This is a genomic window from Streptomyces sp. NPDC048142, from assembly GCF_043202835.1.
Lineage (GTDB): Bacteria > Actinomycetota > Actinomycetes > Streptomycetales > Streptomycetaceae > Streptomyces.
Genome location: NZ_JBIDBC010000027.1, coordinates 89,895 through 109,735, shown reverse-complemented (window position 1 = coordinate 109,735; position 19,841 = coordinate 89,895). Strand labels below are relative to the sequence as shown.

General features: G+C 69.1%; 19 protein-coding genes and 1 riboswitch. Of the genes, 15 read left to right on the top strand and 4 right to left on the bottom strand.

The features are described 5' to 3' along the window. The first annotated feature begins 121 nt into the window (after window positions 1-121). The 4 genes from ACGF2Y_RS28100 to ACGF2Y_RS28085 all read left to right on the top strand — a co-directional run bounded on the left by ACGF2Y_RS28100 (window position 122) and on the right by ACGF2Y_RS28085 (window position 2,713). Window positions 122-829: an alpha/beta fold hydrolase gene (locus ACGF2Y_RS28100; protein ID WP_392952962.1), complete on the top strand. Its 708-nt coding sequence runs from the start codon at window positions 122-124 to the stop codon at window positions 827-829. 210 nt (window positions 830-1,039) lie between these two features. After that, window positions 1,040-1,435 carry a nuclear transport factor 2 family protein gene (locus ACGF2Y_RS28095; RefSeq protein ID WP_392952960.1) on the top strand — a complete coding sequence of 132 codons (396 nt, stop codon included), beginning with the start codon at window positions 1,040-1,042 and terminating at the stop codon, window positions 1,433-1,435. A gap of 20 nt (window positions 1,436-1,455) precedes the next feature. Next, entirely contained in the window at window positions 1,456-1,911 is a 456-nt protein-coding gene (locus ACGF2Y_RS28090; RefSeq protein WP_392952957.1) for a MarR family winged helix-turn-helix transcriptional regulator, read from the top strand. 445 nt (window positions 1,912-2,356) lie between these two features. Further along, complete coding sequence (locus ACGF2Y_RS28085; protein WP_003969624.1) at window positions 2,357-2,713, top strand: iron-sulfur cluster assembly accessory protein; 357 nt, start codon at window positions 2,357-2,359, stop codon at window positions 2,711-2,713. A 117-nt stretch (window positions 2,714-2,830) separates the two neighbouring features. On the opposite strand, the gene ACGF2Y_RS28080 is transcribed toward ACGF2Y_RS28085, so the two are convergent. After that, window positions 2,831-4,279: a hypothetical protein gene (locus ACGF2Y_RS28080; protein WP_392952954.1), complete on the bottom strand. Its 1,449-nt coding sequence runs from the start codon at window positions 4,277-4,279 to the stop codon at window positions 2,831-2,833. Window positions 4,280-4,476: 197 nt separating this feature from the next. Beyond that, on the bottom strand, window positions 4,477-4,674 hold the full coding sequence (locus tag ACGF2Y_RS28075; protein ID WP_392952952.1) for a hypothetical protein: 198 nt from the start codon (window positions 4,672-4,674) through the stop codon (window positions 4,477-4,479). A gap of 156 nt (window positions 4,675-4,830) precedes the next feature. Here ACGF2Y_RS28075 and ACGF2Y_RS28070 point away from each other — a divergent pair, with 156 nt between their 5' ends. Then, window positions 4,831-5,805, top strand: a complete 975-nt coding sequence (locus tag ACGF2Y_RS28070) for a carbohydrate kinase family protein (protein WP_392952950.1) — start codon at window positions 4,831-4,833, stop codon at window positions 5,803-5,805. Here the strand turns inward: ACGF2Y_RS28070 and ACGF2Y_RS28065 are convergent, their stop codons facing one another. After that, window positions 5,806-7,188, bottom strand: coding sequence for a cysteine desulfurase/sulfurtransferase TusA family protein (locus tag ACGF2Y_RS28065; protein WP_392952948.1), 1,383 nt, complete (start codon window positions 7,186-7,188; stop codon window positions 5,806-5,808). Window positions 7,189-7,461: 273 nt separating this feature from the next. Between ACGF2Y_RS28065 and coxB the strand changes: the two genes are divergently transcribed. The 4 genes from coxB to ACGF2Y_RS28045 all read left to right on the top strand — a co-directional run bounded on the left by coxB (window position 7,462) and on the right by ACGF2Y_RS28045 (window position 11,953). Beyond that, window positions 7,462-8,430 (top strand): cytochrome c oxidase subunit II, encoded by a 969-nt coding sequence (coxB, locus tag ACGF2Y_RS28060; RefSeq protein WP_007451221.1) that lies wholly within the window; start codon window positions 7,462-7,464, stop codon window positions 8,428-8,430. Beyond that, complete coding sequence (ctaD, locus tag ACGF2Y_RS28055) at window positions 8,427-10,163, top strand: cytochrome c oxidase subunit I (RefSeq protein WP_392952945.1); 1,737 nt, start codon at window positions 8,427-8,429, stop codon at window positions 10,161-10,163. Before coxB ends, ctaD begins: the two co-directional genes overlap by 4 nt. Then, on the top strand, window positions 10,160-10,558 hold the full coding sequence (locus ACGF2Y_RS28050) for a cytochrome c oxidase subunit 4 (RefSeq protein ID WP_392952943.1): 399 nt from the start codon (window positions 10,160-10,162) through the stop codon (window positions 10,556-10,558). Before ctaD ends, ACGF2Y_RS28050 begins: the two co-directional genes overlap by 4 nt. 141 nt (window positions 10,559-10,699) lie before the next feature. Beyond that, window positions 10,700-11,953, top strand: coding sequence for an Ig-like domain-containing protein (locus tag ACGF2Y_RS28045; protein ID WP_392952940.1), 1,254 nt, complete (start codon window positions 10,700-10,702; stop codon window positions 11,951-11,953). A gap of 57 nt (window positions 11,954-12,010) precedes the next feature. Here the strand turns inward: ACGF2Y_RS28045 and ACGF2Y_RS28040 are convergent, their stop codons facing one another. After that, window positions 12,011-12,412, bottom strand: coding sequence for a hypothetical protein (locus ACGF2Y_RS28040; protein ID WP_392952938.1), 402 nt, complete (start codon window positions 12,410-12,412; stop codon window positions 12,011-12,013). Between the two features lie 199 nt (window positions 12,413-12,611). Here ACGF2Y_RS28040 and ACGF2Y_RS28035 point away from each other — a divergent pair, with 199 nt between their 5' ends. The 6 genes from ACGF2Y_RS28035 to ACGF2Y_RS28010 all read left to right on the top strand — a co-directional run bounded on the left by ACGF2Y_RS28035 (window position 12,612) and on the right by ACGF2Y_RS28010 (window position 19,803). After that, a complete protein-coding gene (locus ACGF2Y_RS28035; protein WP_392952935.1) occupies window positions 12,612-13,232 on the top strand; it encodes a heme-copper oxidase subunit III in 621 nt (206 codons plus the stop codon). A 56-nt stretch (window positions 13,233-13,288) separates the two neighbouring features. After that, window positions 13,289-14,098 carry a c-type cytochrome gene (locus ACGF2Y_RS28030; RefSeq protein WP_392952932.1) on the top strand — a complete coding sequence of 270 codons (810 nt, stop codon included), beginning with the start codon at window positions 13,289-13,291 and terminating at the stop codon, window positions 14,096-14,098. Then, window positions 14,095-15,147 carry a Rieske 2Fe-2S domain-containing protein gene (locus ACGF2Y_RS28025; RefSeq protein WP_392952929.1) on the top strand — a complete coding sequence of 351 codons (1,053 nt, stop codon included), beginning with the start codon at window positions 14,095-14,097 and terminating at the stop codon, window positions 15,145-15,147. Before ACGF2Y_RS28030 ends, ACGF2Y_RS28025 begins: the two co-directional genes overlap by 4 nt. Beyond that, a complete protein-coding gene (locus ACGF2Y_RS28020) occupies window positions 15,144-16,793 on the top strand; it encodes a cytochrome bc complex cytochrome b subunit (RefSeq protein ID WP_392952927.1) in 1,650 nt (549 codons plus the stop codon). Before ACGF2Y_RS28025 ends, ACGF2Y_RS28020 begins: the two co-directional genes overlap by 4 nt. Window positions 16,794-16,915: 122 nt before the next feature. Next, entirely contained in the window at window positions 16,916-17,980 is a 1,065-nt protein-coding gene (gene trpD / locus ACGF2Y_RS28015; protein ID WP_392952924.1) for an anthranilate phosphoribosyltransferase, read from the top strand. 106 nt (window positions 17,981-18,086) lie between these two features. Beyond that, window positions 18,087-18,204, top strand: a riboswitch (SAM riboswitch). A 207-nt stretch (window positions 18,205-18,411) separates the two neighbouring features. Next, complete coding sequence (locus ACGF2Y_RS28010) at window positions 18,412-19,803, top strand: aminotransferase class V-fold PLP-dependent enzyme (protein ID WP_392952922.1); 1,392 nt, start codon at window positions 18,412-18,414, stop codon at window positions 19,801-19,803. The last annotated feature ends 38 nt before the right edge of the window (window positions 19,804-19,841 follow it).

Below are 19,841 nucleotides of genomic sequence, written 5' to 3'. Positions count from 1 at the left end.
GACGGCAGCCGCCTGATAGCCACACCCAGCACCCCTGGGCGACCCAACCCTACGAATGGCTCGATCAACCCGCTCAAGAAGGTAGAGCCGCCTGATCGGTTCCGGCGACCACAGAGTTCTGGTGCTCCACGACTGGTTCGGCACCAGCGCCGGCTGGGGGCCCTTCCTGGACTACCTGGACGGTGGCACCTTCACCTACGCCTTCCTCGACTACCGCGGCTACGGCGATCGCAAAGCCGTGCGCGGTGCGTACACGCTCGCCGAGATCGCCGAGGACGCCCTCGCCCTGGCCGACGAGCTCGGCTGGGAGAGCTTCTCTCTCATCGGCCACTCGATGGGTGGCAAGGCGGCCCAGCAGGTGCTGGCCCAGGCCCCGCACCGAGTACGCAAGCTGGTCGGCCTGGCGCCCGTTCCCGCCGGTGCCTATCCGCTGGACGCCGGGGGAGAAGCGCTGTTCTACGGTGCCGCGCAGGACCGCGACAAGAGACGGTCCATCGTGGACCTGGTCACCGGCCGACGCGCCCCCCGGGTGTGGGTCGACCTGATGGTGGACCGCTCGCTGGAGTCGTCGACCCGAGAGGCGTTCGGCGGCTACGTGAAGGACTGGGTCACCGCCGACCTCACGGAACGGATCACCGGCAACCCCATCCCGGTCAAGGTCATCGTCGGCGAGCACGATCTCGCCCTGACGGCCGACGCGATGCGCGCCACGTGGCTCAGCCACTATCCGAACGCCGAACTGGAGGAGATCGCCAACAGCGGCCACTACCCCATGTACGAGACACCTGTGGCCCTGACCGCCAGCCTTGAGGCATTCCTGAACGCCTGAGCCGGCAGCGGCGACTCCCGAACCGTCTTGATCCGTCCGGGGCGGGAGCGCCGACGGGTCCAGCCTCCTTCCGGCTGCGTGTCCCTGCCGAAAGTGCACGTACACGGAAGTTGCTTCCATGGAATGTATATGGTTCTCTGAGGGTGCGCCAGTCAAGGTCCGCCCGTTATGACCGTTCGGGTGGCACGCGCCCTACAGAGGAGCATCACCATGACCGAGACGAACCTCGACATCGCCCGCTCGTACTTCCGGGCCATCCGGAGCGGCGACCTGGAGACGGTGGGCAAGCTCCTCCACGACGACGTCGTCTGGCACCAGCCGGGTGCCAACCAGTTCTCCGGCGTCCGTGAGGGGCGTGACGCCGTGTTCCAGATGCTCGGCGGGATGATGGAGGCCAGCCAGGGTTCGTTCGCCATCGACGAGGTCCGTACGCTGATGGGCAACGGCGACCTGGTCGCCGCCACCATCCACTTCGCCGGCCGCCACGACCAGGGGTCGATGGCGATGGACGGTGTCGACCTGCTGCGCATCAAGGACGGCAGCATCGTCGAGGTGTGGCTGTTCTCCGGCGACCCGGCCGCCGAGGACGCCTTCTGGGGCAACTGACATGCGGCGGGGGACAGATCGTGGCTGACCTGAAGATGGTGTTCGACGGCGTGATCCGTCTGGAGACCGAGCTGTGGAACGGGGTCGATGCGGCCCTGCGCGCCGCTTGCGATCTCCCGATGACCTGGTTCGACATCCTCCGGCTGCTCGACCGCAGCGGAGGGTGCAGGGTGCAGGACATGGCCGGGGAGTTCGCCATCACCGTCGGCGGCGCCAGCAAGGTCGTCGACCGCGTCGAGAAGTCGGGATACTGCACCCGCCGTGCCAACCCGGACGACCGGCGCTCCTCGATCGTTGAGCTGACTCCGGCCGGGCGGCAGATCCTGGAGACGGCGCTGGCGGTCTTCGACGAGGAACTGCGGCTGCGCCTCGGCCCGGCACTCGACGAACGTGAGGCAGAGGAACTTGTCGCGGCCCTCGCCAGGCTGCGCAGAGCCAACCGTGCTGTAGGCGCGAGCTGCGAGGAGGGGCGGTAGCGGTGTGGGCAACTGCACCGCAGCACCGAAAGCCGTCCGGGGACGCGGGAACTTCCGCAGGAACGCCTCATTCGCCGAGGTGAGCGTCGGTCACGCGGAGAACGCCCGCGTCGTCATCCTCCCGCCCTCTCGCCGCCGGATTCACGAGCAGTGGGTGGAGGCCGGCAGCGACTGTACGCTGACCACACTGTCCGCGCCCGGTTGCAGAGAGTCGTGATGTCCGGTCGGGTGCGTCGGGACTGCTCACCGGGCCGCGCGAGCAGCGCTGCTCGCGAAGCCCGGACTACCGCGCTTCCGTAGTACCTGCTGTTCACGGGCAGGCGGATCCCGGAAGCCCGGTGTGCGAGCATGAAAAGGAACAGACAAGCGCTTGGCCCGGAATGAATCCGCGGCTGAGACGGTTGAACCGTCGGCAAGCAGTCCGTACAACCCGGGAGAGAAGCAGATGTCCGTATCGGACGAGACCACCACCGTGAGCGACGGCATCCTCCTGTCCGACGCCGCCGCCGCCAAGGTCAAGGGCCTGCTGGAGCAGGAGGGCCGCGAGGATCTGGCGCTGCGCGTCGCCGTTCAGCCCGGCGGTTGCTCGGGCCTGCGCTACCAGCTCTTCTTCGACGAGCGTTCGCTCGACGGTGACGTCGTGAAGGACTTCGACGGTGTGAAGGTCGTCACCGACCGGATGAGCGCCCCGTACCTGGGCGGCGCCTCCATCGACTTCGTCGACACCATCGAGAAGCAGGGCTTCACGATCGACAACCCGAACGCCACCGGCTCCTGCGCCTGCGGCGACTCCTTCAGCTGAGCGCTGGAGCGGGAACACACGGCATACGGCGGCGGCCCCGGGATCCACTCCCGGGGCCGCCGCCGTATGTCCGTCCCCGTGCACGTCGTCGGTGCAGGTCCGTCCCCGCGCACGCCGTCAGCCGCGCGGCACCGCCCCGCCCGACGCCGCGTCGATCACCGTGCGGTCGCCCAGCGGCTTCTCCAGCGTCACCGTCCGGGTCAGCTCCTTGGCGATCATGATGCAGACCTTCTTGCTCTCCTGCGGCTTCTCCGTGATGGAGATCCGCACCTGGCCCGCGCTCTCCTCCGCGCTCGCCGTGTACGTACTGCACACGCCGCCCCAGAACGTCACCTCAAGAGTCTGCCCGTCCGCGCTGTACGAGGTCACCTTCCGGTCCCCGGAGGGCGTCGTCGGCGCATCCGGCTTCTCGATGTACTCCGGGGCCACGGCGACCTGCGTGACGATGTGCTCCGGGCCGCCCGGGGCCTGGCGGACCGTGAACAGCCAGGACGGCACCAGCGTCTGCCGGCCGTCCACGTAGTTCAGCGCGAGACCGAACACCGCGTCCTGGACCGTCTTCGTCACCGGGGCCCGCTTGCCGTTCGACGGCACGCACTGGAGATCCGACGGCTTCGGCTCACCCTCCAGCGGTACGGGAGTGGCGCAGCCGCCGATGTCCCGGCCCCCGTCCCCCTTGCCCCTGCTCGCCGCGTTCAGCTGCTTCAGCGCCTCGTCCGCGCCGACCGCCGGGTAGGTGGCGCCCTTCTCCAGCGCCTTCAGGTGCCCGCTGCCGCCGGTCACCTCGCCGTCCGGGCCCACCTGGACACCGGTCGACCAGCCGTACGTCGGGAGCCCGTCGATCTTCGGATCGGCGTTCACCACGCGGACGTCGCCCATCAGCTGGCCCGCGTCGAGCGCCGCGTCGTCCTGGCCGGCCGCCTTCAGCACCGGGACCGCGGCCGCCTTCGCCGCCTTCTCGCTCACCGGGGAGCCGCCCGGCTCCGAGGACCTGTTCGCGCACATCTGCCCCGGCTCGCACGGCTCGGACGGGGTGGTGCGGGCGAACGTCCAGGTGCCGGGGGCCTGCTTCGTCACCTTCAGGAGCGCGCCGGGACCGTCGTCGTCGCCGACCACCCAGGAGGTGCCCTCGGTGCGCGGCGTGCCCGGGATGCCCAGCGCACCCGCCAGCCGGGCGACGTCGGCCGACGCCACCGTGCCCCTCGCGTGGTGGACCGCCGCCTCGTCCGGGCCGTCCGGGAGTTCGCCCGCCGCCCGGTAGATCACGGGCGGGCCGCCCGGATCCGGCTCGCCGGGTGCGATGCCCGGGGGAGGGGCGTCCGGGGACGTGGAGTCCCGGGACGTGCCGGCCGGGCCGTCCGCCGCGCTGTCCAGGGCCAGCAGGGGGGCCGACTCCTTCGCCGCCGTACCGCTGTCCGCCGCGCCGTCGCCGCCCGAAGCGGTCGAGGCCCAGTACGCCCCGCCACCCCCGGCCAGCAGCACGGCCGCGGCCACCGAGGCCACCGCGAGCGGCGGACGCCGCCGCCGGGGGCCGGTCACGTCGTTGTCGGGTCGCTCGGTGCTCACCGGATCGCTCCTTCGACTGTGTCGCCGTCGCGGCGCCTACCGCGTGTCCCCGGACGGGGACACCGGTGGGACGGAACGCAGGAGCGTACGGTTCCCGCATCCGGCGGCGGTCCGGACGCGGGAACCGTACGGTTCCCGCCGGAACCTGCAAGGAAAGGGCCGAAACACGGTGTCGTCCGGCCCGGCCGGGCCGGTCCTCAGTCGCCGTACTCGGACATCGCGTCGATCAGCCGCGCCGACGAGGGCGGGACCGTCACCCCGTTGATCAGGGACGGCTCCACCGGGACCGGTGCGCTCTTCGCGGGCGCCGACCAGTGCGGCGCCATCCGCGCGCAGTCACCGCGCAGTGCGGCCAGGCTCAATTCCGACTCGGGCAATGCGGTGTGCTTCGACATATCCGCACCGTAACCACGGTCCAGCTCAGGTAGAAAGACCTACTATCGGGTAGTTTTCCCCTTTCCTGCCCGTCGGCTCACCCGGTAGCGTGAACTGTCACGTCGTCCCGGAGGGCGCACTCACTGCCCTTCGCCTTCCGCAGGAGTAGCCTCCCCGTGCGTATTGCAGTCACCGGCTCGATCGCCACCGACCACCTCATGACCTTCCCCGGCCGCTTCGCCGACCAGCTGGTCGCGGATCAGCTGCACACGGTCTCCCTCTCCTTCCTGGTCGACAACCTCGATGTGCGCCGGGGCGGTGTCGCCGCCAACATCTGCTTCGGGATGGGCCTGCTCGGCACCCGCCCGATCCTGGTCGGCGCCGCCGGGTCGGACTTCGACGCGTACCGCGCCTGGCTCGACCGGCACGGCGTGGAGACCGGTTCGGTCCGTATCTCCGAGGTACTGCACACCGCCCGTTTCGTCTGCACCACCGACGCCGACCACAACCAGATCGGCTCCTTCTACACGGGCGCGATGAGCGAGGCCCGCCTCATCGAGCTGAAGAGCGTCGCCGACCGCGTGGGCGGCCTCGACCTCGTCTCCATCGGCGCCGACGACCCCGAGGCGATGCTCCGCCACACCGAGGAGTGCCGCTCCCGGAACATCCCCTTCGCCGCGGACTTCTCGCAGCAGATCGCGCGGATGGACGGCGAAGAGATCCGCATCCTCCTCGACGGCGCCACCTACCTCTTCTCCAACGAGTACGAGAAGGGGCTCATCGAGTCCAAGACCGGCTGGAGCGACGAGGAGATCCTCGCCAAGGTCGGCCACCGTGTCACCACCCTCGGCGCCCGCGGTGTCCGGATCGAGCGGGTCGGCGAGCCGGTCATCGAGGTCGGCTGCCCCGAGGAGGAGACCAAGGCCGACCCCACCGGCGTCGGCGACGCCTTCCGGGCCGGTTTCCTCTCCGGCCTCGCCTGGGGCGTCGGCCTGGAGCGCGCCGCCCAGGTCGGCTGCATGCTGGCCACCCTGGTCATCGAGACGGTCGGCACCCAGGAGTACACCCTGCGCCGCACCCACTTCATGGACCGCTTCACCAAGGCGTACGGCCACGAGGCCGCCGCCGACGTCCAACAGCATCTGGCCTGATCAGCTCAGCCGGCGGACCACATAGGCCGAACCGCGGTCCGCCGGCTCCTCGCCCACGTACTCCTGGCCCCGCATCTCGCACCAGGCCGGGATGTCCAGGCGCGCCGCCTCGTCGTCGGCGAGCACCGTCACCGTGGCGCCCACCGCTACCTCCCCGATCACCTTTGCGAGTTCGATCACCGGGATCGGGCAGCGACGGCCCAGCGCGTCGACCACCAGGGACGCGGTGGGGGCGGGGGAGGGGGCTGCGGACACCGGGGCGCCGAGCCGCCTCCGTACGTCGGCGACCAGGCCCGGGAGGATCTCCAGGAAGCGGTCCACGTCCGCCCCGGCCGTGCCCGGCGGCAGCGACACCCGGACGTTCCCCTCCGAGAGCACCCCCATCGCCTTGAGCACATGGCTCGGAATCAGGGTGCTGCTCGTGCAGGACGAACCGGACGATACGGAGAATTCCCTCCGGTCCAGCTCATGCAACAGGGTCTCTCCGTCGACATAGAGACAGGAGAAGGTGACCAGATGCGGCAGCCGCCGCTCCGGATCGCCCACCACCTCGACATCGGGCACCCGCTCGGCCACGACCGCCCGGATCCGGTCCACCAGGGCCCGCAGCCGCACCGACTCCGCCGCAGCCCCGTCCCGTACCGCGCGCAGCGAGGCAGCCGCCGCCACGATCGCCGGCAGGTTCTCGAACCCCGCCGCCCGCCCCGACTCCCGCTCCCCGGCCGGGCCTTGGGGTGCGAACCGCACCCCCTTGCGGACCGCGAGCAGCCCGACTCCGGCCGGACCGCCCCACTTGTGCGCGCTCGCCGTCAGCAGCGACCAGCCGGCCGGGACCGGGCCCCAGCCGAGCGACTGGGCCGCGTCCACCAGCAGCGGCACCCCGGCGTCCGCGCAGAGCGCGGCGACCTCGGCCACCGGCTGCTCGGTGCCCACCTCGTGGTTGGCCGACTGGAGGCAGGCCAGCGCGGTGTCCGCCCGCAGCGCTCCGGCGTACGCCGTCGGATCCACCGCCCCGAAGCGGTCCACCGGGACCTCGGTGATCGAGCCGCCCGCCGCCTCGTGGGCCGCCGCCGAATGGAGCACCGACGAATGTTCGACCGCCGAGAGGGCCAGATGGCGGCCGACACGCCGACGCCCCGAAAGAGCCCCGGCAATTCCCGTGTGCACCGCCGTCGTCCCGGACGAGGTGAAGACCAGCTCGTCGGGGCGGCATCCGACAGCCTCCGCGGCGGCCTCCCGGGCCGCGTCCAGGAGCAGCCGGGCCCGCCGTCCCTCCCGGTACAGGCGGGCGGGATCGGCCCAGCCCTCGTCGAGCGCGGCAAGCAGCGCCTGGCGTGCGACGGGGTGCAGGGGGGCGGCGGAGGCGGCATCGAAGTAGGGCACCGGGCCACGCTAGCCCGCACCCGGCCCCGCCTCGCCGGGGGCCGCGCCTCCCGGACGGGCGAGTGGCCGTCAGTTGGGGGCCGGAGGCCCGGATTCCACCCCATGGGGGTGTCGGGCGGCGCGTTGGGCACCCTCCCCGCGCGACCCCAAATAGCGTCCAGTAGGGTTTGGTCCGCATAAACATCCAAACCCCTGCCCGCGTCAGGGCCGGCGACCGACCAGAGACATACGGGCGCGCCGACCGTGCGGGCGAGACTCTCGGGAAGGCGCTACGTGAGTCCCAACGGCTCCGACCGCTCGTCGCGGCGCCCGATGCGGCGGAAGCTGCCGCAGGTGCTGACTGCGGGCCTGGTCCTGGCGACGGCCTCCGGTTGTTCATACAACTGGGAGGATTTCCCCCGCCTCGGTATGCCCACCCCGGTAACGGAAGAGGCCCCTCGGATCCTCTCCCTCTGGCAAGGCTCGTGGGCGGCAGCGCTCGTCACGGGTGTCCTTGTCTGGGGGCTGATCCTCTGGAGCGTCTTCTTCCACCGGCGTAGCCGGACCAAGGTGGAGGTACCTCCGCAGACCAGGTACAACATGCCCATCGAGGCGTTGTACACAGTGGTTCCCCTCATCATCGTCTCGGTGCTCTTCTACTTCACCGCGCGAGATGAGTCGAAGCTCCTCGAGCTCTCCGAAAAGCCCGCCCACACCATCAACGTGGTCGGCTTCCAGTGGAGCTGGGGCTTCAACTACATCGAGAAGGTGGATGGCCAGCCCGCGGCGGGCCCCGAGATCCCCAAGGAACTCGACGCCATCCCCGACCGGTTCCGCGAGGACTTCCCCGAGGGCGCCGGCGGCGTCTACGACGTGGGCATCCCCGGGACCCGCAATCCGCAGAACGGCAACCCGGGTCCGACCCTGTGGCTGCCGAAGGGTGAGAAGGTCCGCTTCGTCCTCACTTCGCGTGACGTCATCCACTCCTTCTGGGTGGTGCCGTTCCTCATGAAGCAGGACGTCATCCCGGGCCACACCAACGCGTTCGAGGTCACTCCCAACCGGGAGGGCACCTTCATGGGCAAGTGCGCCGAGCTCTGTGGCGCCGACCACTCCCGGATGCTCTTCAACGTCAAGGTCGTCTCCCCGGAGCGTTACCAGCAGCACCTCAAGGAGCTGGCTGAGAAGGGTCAGACGGGCTACGTGCCGGCAGGCATCGCGCAGACCGACCCGGCCAGGAATGCGGAGAAGAACCAACTGTGAGCATCCTCAACGAACCCCAGGGTGCCGCTCCGGCAGACGACTCGTACGAGGACGAGCTGCCCGTGCGGCGCAAGCAGCCGGGAAACATCGTCGTGAAGTGGCTGACCACCACCGACCACAAGACGATCGGTACGCTCTACCTGGTCACGTCGTTCGCGTTCTTCTGCATCGGCGGACTCATGGCGCTCTTCATGCGCGCCGAGCTGGCCCGTCCCGGCACGCAGATCATGTCGAACGAGCAGTTCAACCAGGCGTTCACCATGCATGGCACGATCATGCTGCTGATGTTCGCGACGCCGCTGTTCGCCGGATTCGCGAACTGGATCATGCCGCTCCAGATCGGCGCGCCCGACGTGGCGTTCCCGCGGCTGAACATGTTCGCGTACTGGCTGTACCTCTTCGGCTCGCTCATCGCGGTGGCCGGCTTCCTCACCCCGCAGGGTGCGGCCGACTTCGGCTGGTTCGCCTACTCCCCGCTCTCGGACGCGGTCCGTTCGCCGGGCGTCGGCGCCGACATGTGGATCATGGGTCTGGCCTTCTCCGGCTTCGGCACGATCCTCGGCTCGGTCAACTTCATCACCACGATCATCTGCATGCGCGCCCCCGGCATGACGATGTTCCGCATGCCGATCTTCACCTGGAACGTCCTGCTGACCGGTGTCCTGGTCCTGCTGGCCTTCCCGGTGCTGGCCGCCGCGCTCTTCGCGCTGGAGGCGGACCGTAAATTCGGTGCGCATATCTTCGACTCCGCCAACGGCGGCGCATTGCTCTGGCAACACCTCTTCTGGTTCTTCGGCCATCCAGAGGTGTACATCATCGCGTTGCCATTCTTCGGAATCATTTCCGAGGTCATCCCGGTGTTCAGCCGCAAGCCGATGTTCGGCTACATCGGTCTGATCTCCGCGACGATCGCCATCGCCGGCCTTTCCGTGACGGTGTGGGCGCACCACATGTACGTCACGGGCGGTGTGCTGTTGCCGTTCTTCTCGTTCATGACGTTCCTCATCGCCGTGCCAACGGGTGTGAAGTTCTTCAACTGGATCGGCACGATGTGGAAGGGGTCGTTGTCCTTCGAGACACCGATGCTCTGGGCCGTCGGCTTCCTGATCACCTTCACCTTCGGTGGTCTGACCGGCGTCATCCTCGCCTCGCCCCCGATGGACTTCCACGTCTCGGACTCGTACTTCGTCGTCGCGCACTTCCACTACGTCATCTTCGGCACCGTGGTCTTCGCGATGTTCTCCGGATTCCACTTCTGGTGGCCGAAGTTCACCGGCAAGATGCTGGACGAGCGGCTCGGCAAGATCACGTTCTGGACGCTGTTCGTGGGCTTCCACGGCACGTTCCTGGTGCAGCACTGGCTCGGTGCCGAGGGCATGCCGCGTCGCTACGCGGACTATCTCGACGCCGACGGCTTCACCGCGCTGAACACGATCTCGACGATCTCCTCGTTCCTGCTCGGACTGTCGATGCTGCCGTTCTTCTACAACGTCTGGAAGACCGCCAAGTACGGCAAGAAGATCGAGGTCGACGACCCGTGGGGTTACGGCCGTTCGCTGGAGTGGGCGACCTCCTGCCCGCCGCCGCGGCACAACTTCCTCACGCTGCCGCGGATCCGTTCCGAATCCCCGGCGTTCGATCTGCACCACCCGGAGATCACGGCGCTCGAACAGCTCGATCACCTCTCCGAGTCGGACAAGGCCCTCGCCGGCGGCAAGGAGGCAGGCAAGTGAAGATCCAGGGACAGATGTTCATCTGGCTGAGCGTCTTCATCCTCGGCATGGCCGCCGTCTACGGCCTGTGGTCGAAGGAGCCGGTCGGCACCACGGCACTCTTCCTGGCCTTCGGGCTCTCCATCATGATCGGCTTCTACCTGGCCTTCACGGCCAACCGGGTCGACGCGATGGCCCAGGACAACAAGGAAGCCGACGTCGCCGACGAGGCGGGCGAGCTGGGGTTCTTCTCCCCGCACAGCTGGCAGCCGCTCTCGCTGGCGGTCGGCGGAGCCTTCGCCTTCATGGGCGTCGTCTTCGGCTGGTGGCTCCTGTACTTCTCCGCACCCCTGCTCCTGATCGGCCTCTTCGGCTGGGTCTTCGAGTACTACCGGGGCGAGAACCGCACCCAGTGACACCGCACCCCGTGACACCGCACCACAGGTGACACGCGCTACACCACGAAAGGCCCGCATCGCCGAAAGCGACGCGGGCCTTTCGCTCGTTTGCAGTCACTGAACGCGCTGGAACGGACGAACCTTCCTAGCGTGGAACGCATGAACCACACGCCGCGCATCCGCACCGTAGTGAGCTGCACCCTGCTGGTCGTGACCCTCGCAGCGGGTGCGACCGCATGTGGCTCGCCCGACGGCCACCCGCTCTCGACGAAGCCCTACGACGCGGGTGACCAGGTCTCCTTCAACGGCCCCTCCAAGAAGGAGAAGGCCGATCCCGACAAGCCCCTGGAAGTCACCGTCAAGGGTGACGACGGGCGGATCACCGACGTCAGCGCCGTGGACACCGACGGCCGGCACCTCGCGGGAGAGCTCTCCGCCGACGGGAGGCGCTGGCGCTCCACCGCCCCGCTCGCGGCCGGAACCGGATACACCGTCAGGGTCGCCACGGAGAACAGCGACGGCGCCCCAGGCGTCCGTACGCTCTCCTTCGACACCTCCTCGGCCAAGAAGCTGCTGAAGGTCGCCTTCGGCCCGCAGGCGGGCACCTACGGCGTCGGACAGCCCATCACGGCGGAACTCAGCGCTCCGGTCACCGACAAGGCGGCCCGAGCCACCGTCGAGCGTGCCCTGAAGGTCCGCTCCACCCCGGCGGTCACCGGCTCCTGGTACTGGGTCGACGACAAGAAGCTGCACTACCGCCCGAAGGAGTACTGGCCCGCGAACGCCACCATCGAGGTGCGCTCCAGCCTGACCGGCATCAAGGTGACCGACGCCCTCTACGGAGCCGAGGCCAAGCCCCTCGAGCTCACCACGGGCGACCGGATCGAGGCCGTCACCGACGCCTCGGACCACTCCCTGACGGTGTTCCGCAACGGAGAGGCGATCAATACCATTCCGGTCACCACCGGGAAGCCCGGCTTCTCCACCCGCAACGGCGTCAAGGTGGTGCTGGCCAAGGAGTACTACGTACGGATGCGCGGGGAGAGCATCGGCATCGCGGCCGGCTCCTCCGAGTCGTACGACCTGCCGGTCTACTACGCCACCCGGGTGACCTGGAGCGGCGAGTACGTCCACGCCGCCCCCTGGTCGACCGGCTCCCACGGCTATGCCAACGTCAGCCACGGCTGCACCGGCATGAGCACCGGCAACGCCGCATGGTTCTTCGAGACCGTGCGCCAGGGCGACATCGTCAAGGTCGTCGGCAGCGCCGGCGAGGACATGACCCCGTTCGGCAACGGGTTCGGCGACTGGAACCTGTCCTGGGAGAAGTGGCAGAAGGGCAGCGCCCTGAACGAAGGGGCGCCGGACAGCCCGCAGACACTGCAGGCCGCCCGGCTGCGCCCCCAGGTCTGACCCGGGCCTGGAGTGCCCCGCGGCGCGGAACGTCCCTCAGAGGGCCTCAGCGGCCCCTCAGGCCTCCACGGAGAGCCGGCGGCGCAGCAGCGCCGCCAGGGTGTCGGGGAACTCCACCGGGTCCACCGGGAGCGTCACAGCGGCCTCCGCGCGGCTCCAGGTGGCCAGCCAGGCGTCCTGCGGGCGGCCGATCAGCAGGAGCACCGGCGGGCAGTGGAAGATCTCGTCCTTGATCTGGCGGCAGACGCCCATGCCGCCGACGGGAGCCGTCTCCCCGTCCAGGACACAGACGTCGATGCCGCCGTTGTCCAGCGCCGCGAGGACGGCCGGAAGCGTCGCGCACTCCAGGAACTCCACCGGTGGAACGTCCGCGGCAGGCCTGCGACCGGCTGCCAGCCTCACCTGCTCGCGGATGTTGGCGTCGTCGCTGTAGACCAGGACCGTGGCGGTCGCCTGCATTGTTCCTCCGTGACATCGACGTCGTCGGGGCTCTCGGGGCATGAACCGATGCGCGGATCGTACTCCGCCCGACCGGCCGTCAGCACCGGTAATGACCACGATTCGATGGGCCGTTCGGCGCAGGGCGCGACCCCTGCGGACGGTACGGACACACCGAACGGCACCCCCCGGGGTGAGGGCGGGATAAGCGACCGACATAATGTCGGTCGTGGCGACAGCAACGACAGTAGAAACCGGGCACGCGCACCCGTCGGTCAATCGACCGAACCTCACCAGCGTCGGAACCATCATCTGGTTGGCATCCGAGCTGATGTTCTTCGCGGCCCTCTTCGCGATGTACTTCACCCTGCGATCGGTGATGGGACCCGATTACTGGAAGGAGATGGCCAGTCATCTGAACTTCCCGTTCGCGGCCACGAACACCACGATCCTGGTGCTTTCCTCACTCACCTGCCAGCTCGGCGTCTTCGCCGCCGAGCGGGGCGATGTGAAGAAGCTCCGCACCTGGTTCATCGTGACGTTCGTGATGGGCGCGATCTTCATCGGCGGCCAGGTCCTGGAGTATGTGGAACTGGTCAAGGAGGCGGGGCTCTCCCTCTCGTCCGACCCGTACGGCTCGGTGTTCTACCTGACCACCGGCTTCCATGGTCTGCACGTGACAGGCGGTCTCATCGCCTTCCTGCTGGTCCTCGGCAGAACGTACGCGGCCAAGAGGTTCACCCATGATCAGGCCACCGCCGCCATCGTCGTGTCCTACTACTGGCACTTCGTCGATGTCGTATGGATCGGCCTGTTCGCAACGATCTACATGATCAAGTAACCGGGACTCGCACCCGCCCACCATCGACGCAGAAGATCCTGACACCGGGGTAATCCGTGAAAAAGCTCTCCGCACGACGACGCCATCCGCTGGCGGCGGTCGTCGTACTACTCCTCGCGCTGGCGGCCACCGGGGGGCTGTACGCCGCGTTTGCGCCTGCGGGCAAGGCGCAGGCCGATGAAACCGCCCAGTCCCTCGCCATCGAAGAGGGCAAGAAGCTCTACTCCGTAGGCTGCGCCAGCTGCCACGGAACCGGCGGTCAGGGCACCACCGACGGGCCGTCCCTCGTGGGCGTGGGCTCCGCCGCCGTCGACTTCCAGGTCGGTACGGGCCGTATGCCCGCGCAGCAGCGGGGCGCCCAGGTACCGAAGAAGAAGGTCATCTACAACCAGGCGGAGATCGACCAGCTCGCGGCGTACATCGCGTCGCTCGGCGCCGGTCCGATCACGCCGACCGACAAGCAGGTCGACCCGGCGGGCGCGAACGTCGCCAACGGCGGCGAACTGTTCCGCACCAACTGCGCCCAGTGCCACAACTTCACCGGTAAGGGCGGAGCCCTGACGGAGGGCAAGTACGCCCCCGACCTCGAAGGCGTGAGCCCGAAGCACATCTACGAGGCCATGCAGACCGGCCCGCAGAGCATGCCCTCCTTCCCCGACACGACGATGCCGGAGCAGGAGAAGAAGGACATCATCGCGTACATCGAGTCCGTGAACAGTGACGAGACGGAGAGCCCCGGCGGCCTGGCCCTGGGCGGTCTCGGTCCGGTCAGCGAAGGTCTGTTCGCCTGGATCTTCGGACTCGGCGCGCTCGTCGCAGTCGCCGTTTGGGTCGCGGCCCACACCGCTAAGGCCAAGAAGTCATGAGTAGCCAACAGATTCCAGAAGACAACCTGCCCGTGGTGCAGGAGACCGCGCACGGCGCGGTGGAGCGAAACGACGACCCGTTCGCCGATCCGGGGCTGCCGGCCCACCAGCCGCGCATCCAGGACCTCGACGAACGCGCCGCGAACCGCTCGGAGCGCGCCGTCGCGTTCATGTTCACCCTCTCGATGCTGGCGACGGTGGGCTTCATCGCCTCCTACGTCATCTTCCCGGTGGACAAGATCGTCTACATCTGGCCCTTCGGCCATGTGAGCGCGCTCAACTTCTCCCTGGGTCTCACCCTGGGTGCGGCGCTCTTCTTCATCGGCGCGGGAGCCGTCCACTGGGCGCGCACGCTGATGTCCGACGTCGAGGTCGCCGCCGACCGGCACCCGATCGAGGCCCCGCCCGAGGTCAAGGCCCAGGTCCTGGCCGACTTCGCGGCCGGCGCCGAGGAGTCCGCGATCGGCCGTCGCAAGCTGATCCGTAACACCATGTTCGGCGCGCTGGCCCTGGTGCCGCTCTCCGGTGTGGTCCTGCTGCGCGACCTCGGTCCGCTGCCGGAGAAGAAGCTCCGGACCACCCTGTGGGCCGAGGGCAAGCAGCTCATCAACATGAACACGATGAAGCCCCTGCGCCCCGAGCACATCACCGTCGGGTCGCTGGCCTTCGCCATGCCCGAGGGTCTGGACCCGGAGTCGCACGACTTCCAGACGCAGATGGGCAAGGCGGCCCTGATGATCGTCCGCATCGAGCCGGACGACATCAAGGACAAGCGCCAGCGGGACTGGGCCCACGAGGGCATCGTCGCGTTCTCCAAGATCTGCACCCACGTCGGCTGCCCGATCAGCCTGTACGAGCAGCAGACGCACCACGTGCTCTGCCCGTGCCACCAGTCCACCTTCGACCTCTCCGACGGCGCTCGCGTCATCTTCGGTCCGGCCGGCCACCCCCTTCCGCAGCTGCGGATCGGTGTCAACAGCGAGGGCAACCTCGAGGCGCTCGGCGACTTCGACGAGCCCGTCGGTGCTGCCTTCTGGGAGCGCGGATGAGTACTGCACCAAGGAACCCCTCGGCCGGCGAACCGGCGGGCGGACGCAAGGCTCCGGCCGGCGAGCGGGTGGCCGACTGGGCGGACGGCCGACTGGGCATCTACGGCCTGGCCAAGGCCAACATGCGCAAGATCTTCCCGGACCACTGGTCCTTCATGCTCGGTGAGGTCGCGCTCTACAGCTTCATCATCATCATCCTCACGGGTGTGTATCTGACGCTGTTCTTCCAGCCGAGCATGGGCGAGATCGTCTACCACGGTCCGTACGAGCCCATGCAGGGCATCCGGATGTCCGAGGCCTACGCCTCGACCCTGAAGATCAGCTTCGAGGTCCGCGGTGGTCTGCTCGTGCGGCAGATCCACCACTGGGCCGCGCTGATCTTCCTGGCCGCCATGTTCGTGCACATGATGCGCGTCTTCTTCACGGGCGCCTTCCGCAAGCCGCGCGAGATCAACTGGCTCTTCGGCTTCCTGCTGTTCGTGCTCGGCATGTTCACCGGGTTCACCGGCTACTCCCTCCCGGACGACCTGCTCTCCGGTACGGGTGTCCGCTTCACCCAGGGCGCGATCCTGTCCGTGCCGATCGTCGGCACGTACATCTCGATGTTCCTGTTCGGCGGCGAGTTCCCCGGCCACGACTTCGTGGCCCGGTTCTACTCGATCCACATCCTGCTGCTGCCGGGCATCATGCTCGGCCTGCTGGTGGCGCACCTGATCCTGGTCTTCTACCACAAGCACACGCAGTTCGCGGGTCCCGGCCGGACCAACAAGAACGTCGTCGGCATGCCGCTGCTGCCCGTGTACATGGCGAAGGCCGGAGGGTTCTTCTTCCTCGTCTTCGGCATCATCGCGGCCATCTCGGCCATCGCCACGATCAACCCGATCTGGGCGCTCGGTCCGTACCGCGTCGACCAGGTGTCCACCGGCGCCCAGCCCGACTGGTACATGGGCTTCGCCGAGGGGCTGGTCCGTGTGATGCCGGGCTGGGAGATCAACCTGTGGGGCCACACGCTCGCCCTGGGCGTGTTCATCCCGCTGGTCGGCTTCGGTGTGGTCCTCACCGCGATCGCGGTGTACCCGTTCATCGAGTCCTGGATCACCGGCGACAAGCGCGAGCACCACATCCTGGACCGCCCGCGCAACGCCCCGACCCGTACGGGCTTCGGCGTCGCCTGGATCACGGCGTACTTCATCGGTCTCGTCGGCGGTGGAAACGACCTGTGGGCCACGCACTTCCACCTGTCGATCAACTCGATCACCTGGTTCGTCCGGATCTTCTTCTTCGCCGGACCGGTCATCGCGTTCATCGTCACCAAGCGGATCTGCCTCGGCCTCCAGCGCCGTGACCGGGAGAAGGTGCTGCACGGTCGCGAGACCGGCATCATCAAGCGCCTGCCGCACGGTGAGTTCGTCGAGATCCACGAGCCGCTCAGCCCCGAGCAGCTGCACACGCTCACCGCGCACGAGCAGTACCAGCCGCTCGAACTCGGCCCGGCGGTCGACGAGAACGGCGTCAAGCGCAAGATCTCCCCGGTGCAGAAGCTGCGCGCCAAGCTCAGCAAGGGGTACTTCGCCGAGGGGAACCAGATCCCCAAGGCCACCCCCGAGGAGTACAAGGAGATCAGCGAGAGCCACAGTCACCACTGATCGCCTGACCTGATCGCCACCGTGAGAGCCCCGTCCATTCGATGGACGGGGCTCTTCGCGGTCCTCCCGGCTGGATAGGGTGGAGCCATCTTCCTGACCGGCTGTGGACCCTGGAGCGGACCATGAACGTTGTGACCCCGAACGGCGGCGACAGCGTGGCGGACCGTTCCTGGCCCGGCATCCTGAACCCCCTGCTGCGCGGCGAGAACCTCAGCTCCGAGGAGACCGCCTGGGCCATGGACCGCATCATGAGCGGCGAGGCCACCGACGCGCAGATCGCCGGGTTCGCCGTCGCGCTGCGGGCCAAGGGCGAGACCGTCGACGAGGTCACCGGACTGGTCCGCGCGATGTACGCCCACGCCAACACCATCGAGGTGCCCGGCCGCACCGTCGACATCGTCGGCACCGGTGGCGACCTCGCCAAGACGGTCAACATCTCCACCATGTCCGCGATCGTCATCGCGGGCACCGGCGCGAAGGTCGTCAAGCACGGCAACCGGGCCGCCTCCTCCGCGAGCGGCTCATCCGACGTACTGGAGAAGCTGGGCGTCAACCTGGAGCTGACCCCGCAGCGGGTCGTCGAGGTCGCCGAACAGGCGGGCATCACCTTCTGCTTCGCCGTGAAGTTCCACCCCGCCCTGCGGTACGCCGCCAAGGCCCGCAAGGAACTCGGCGCACAGACCACGTTCAACATCCTGGGCCCCCTCACCAACCCGGCCCAGGTCCGCGCGCAGGCGGTCGGCGTCGCCGACGCCCGGATGGCTCCCATCGTCGCGGGCGTGCTCGCCGACCGGGGCAACTCCGCGCTGGTCTTCCGCGGCGACGACGGCCTCGACGAGCTGACCACCACCGCCACCTCCCGGGTCTGGGTGGTCCGCGACGGCGCGGTCCGCGAGGAGCCCTTCGACCCGCGCGACGTCGGGCTGGCCATCGTCCCCGTCGAGGCGCTGCGCGGCGCCGACGCCTCGTACAACGCCGATGTGGCCCGCCGCCTGCTGGACGGCGAGGGCGGCGCGGTGCGCGAGGCGGTGCTGCTCAACTCGGCGGCGGCCCTGGTCGCCCTGGACCCGGGGCCCGGCACGCTGACCGAGCAGCTCGCGGCGAAGATCGTGGTCGCGGCCGAGGCCGTCGACTCCGGTGCGGCCAAGCGCGCGCTGGAGCGCTGGATCGCGGCCAGCAACGCCTGAGCACGGCCCAGCGGCACCTTCGGGGCGCACGGTGTGCGGCAGGGCGCGGTCCGGATGCCGGACCGCGCCCTTGCGCGTGTGCGTACGTATGGCAGGATGCTGCGCAGGTCATGAGTGACAGCGACTACGGCCCCGGCCCGCTGTCCGGCAACCCTCCGTCCGTGGCGGGGTGCCCCGGGTGAGGACCAGGCCGTAGGCAGCGAGGTCTGCGGCAAGCGCGGACCCCTCGGCATCCGGCGGATGCCGGCCCCCGGGGTCCTGGTCTCCAGGGAGCCTCTTGTGAGCAAGCGAATGCGTTAGGGCGAAACGCCCCCCTTCAGCACACTCTTTTCCTTCCTCGTCCGCGCTGCCGCGTACCCGCCGGCGCCGACTGTGCTTATCCGGGGGTGCCCCCCGGGCCCCCCTTCGCCTGGCTGTTACGGGAGTTCGCCATGTCTGTCCCCACCGCTGTCCTCGACCCGTCGGTTTGTACCCCGCTGCCCGTTCTGGGGCAGAACGTCACCGTCCCGCTCGTCACCGGCGGTGAGGTCGCCTACGCCGCGCTCGACTACGCCGCCAGCGCACCGGCCCTCCAGCGGGTCTGGGACGACGTCGCCGCGTACGCCCCGTACTACGGCAGCGTCCACCGCGGCGCCGGCTACCTCTCGCAGCTCTCCACCGACCTCTTCGAGAACAGCCGTCGTACGGTCGCGGAGTTCCTCGGCTGCCGCGCCGAGGACCAGGTGGTCTTCACCCGCTCCACGACCGACTCCCTCAACCTGCTGGCCGCCGCGATCCCCGCCGGCTGTCAGGTCTTCGTGTACGAGACCGAGCACCACGCCTCCCTGCTGCCCTGGCGCGACGCCCAGGTCACCTACCTCGACGCGCCCCGCACCCCGGGCCAGGCCGTCGAGACCCTGGAACGGGCGCTGGCCGACCGCGACCCCTACGGCCCCGCCCTCGTCTGTGTCACCGGCGCCTCCAACGTGACCGGAGAGCTGTGGCCGGTGAAGGAACTGGCCGCCGCCGCCCACGCGCACGGCGCCCGCATCGTCCTGGACGCCGCCCAGCTCGCCCCGCACCACCCCGTGGACATCGCCGGACTGGACGTCGACTGGGTCGCGTTCTCCGGCCACAAGCTGTACGCGCCCTTCGGCTCCGGGGTCCTGGCCGGCCGCGCCGACTGGCTCCGGGCGGCCGAGCCGTACCTCGCCGGCGGCGGCGCTTCCCGCAAGGTCGCCCGGCGTCCCGACGGCGGCGTGGACGTCGACTGGCACACCACGGCCGCCCGGCACGAGGCCGGTTCGCCCAACGTCATCGGCGTCTACTCCATCGCCTCCGCCTGCAAGGCCCTGACCGAGGCGGGCTTCGAGGGCCTGGTCGCCCGGGAGCAGGAGCTCGTGGGCCGGGTCCGCGAAGGGCTCGCCCAGGTGCCCGAGGTGCGGGTGCTCTCGCTGTTCGGCGACGACGCGCCCCGGGTCGGGGTCATCTCCTTCGTGGTGCGCGGCTGGAACAGCTCGCACTTCGCCGCCGCCCTCTCCGCCGAATACGGCATCGGCGTGCGCGACGGCCTCTTCTGCGCTCACCCGCTGGTGCGCACCCTGCTCGGCAGCGACCCGCAGGACCCGGGCGAGTGCGGCGCGCCGGAGGCCGGGCCGGGCGAGGAGTCCCTCAACGCGATCCGCGTCAGCTTCGGCGCCGGTACGCCCGACGAGCACATCGAACGGTTCCTGCGCGCGGTCACCGAGCTGGTCCGGGAGGGCGCCCGGTGGAACTACCGCACCGAGGACGGCCGCTGCGTCCCGGACCGCGGCGAAGCGGCCCGGGTCCGAGACACGTTCTGATGAAACACCCCGGCCGGGGACAGGCGCGCTGCCTGTCC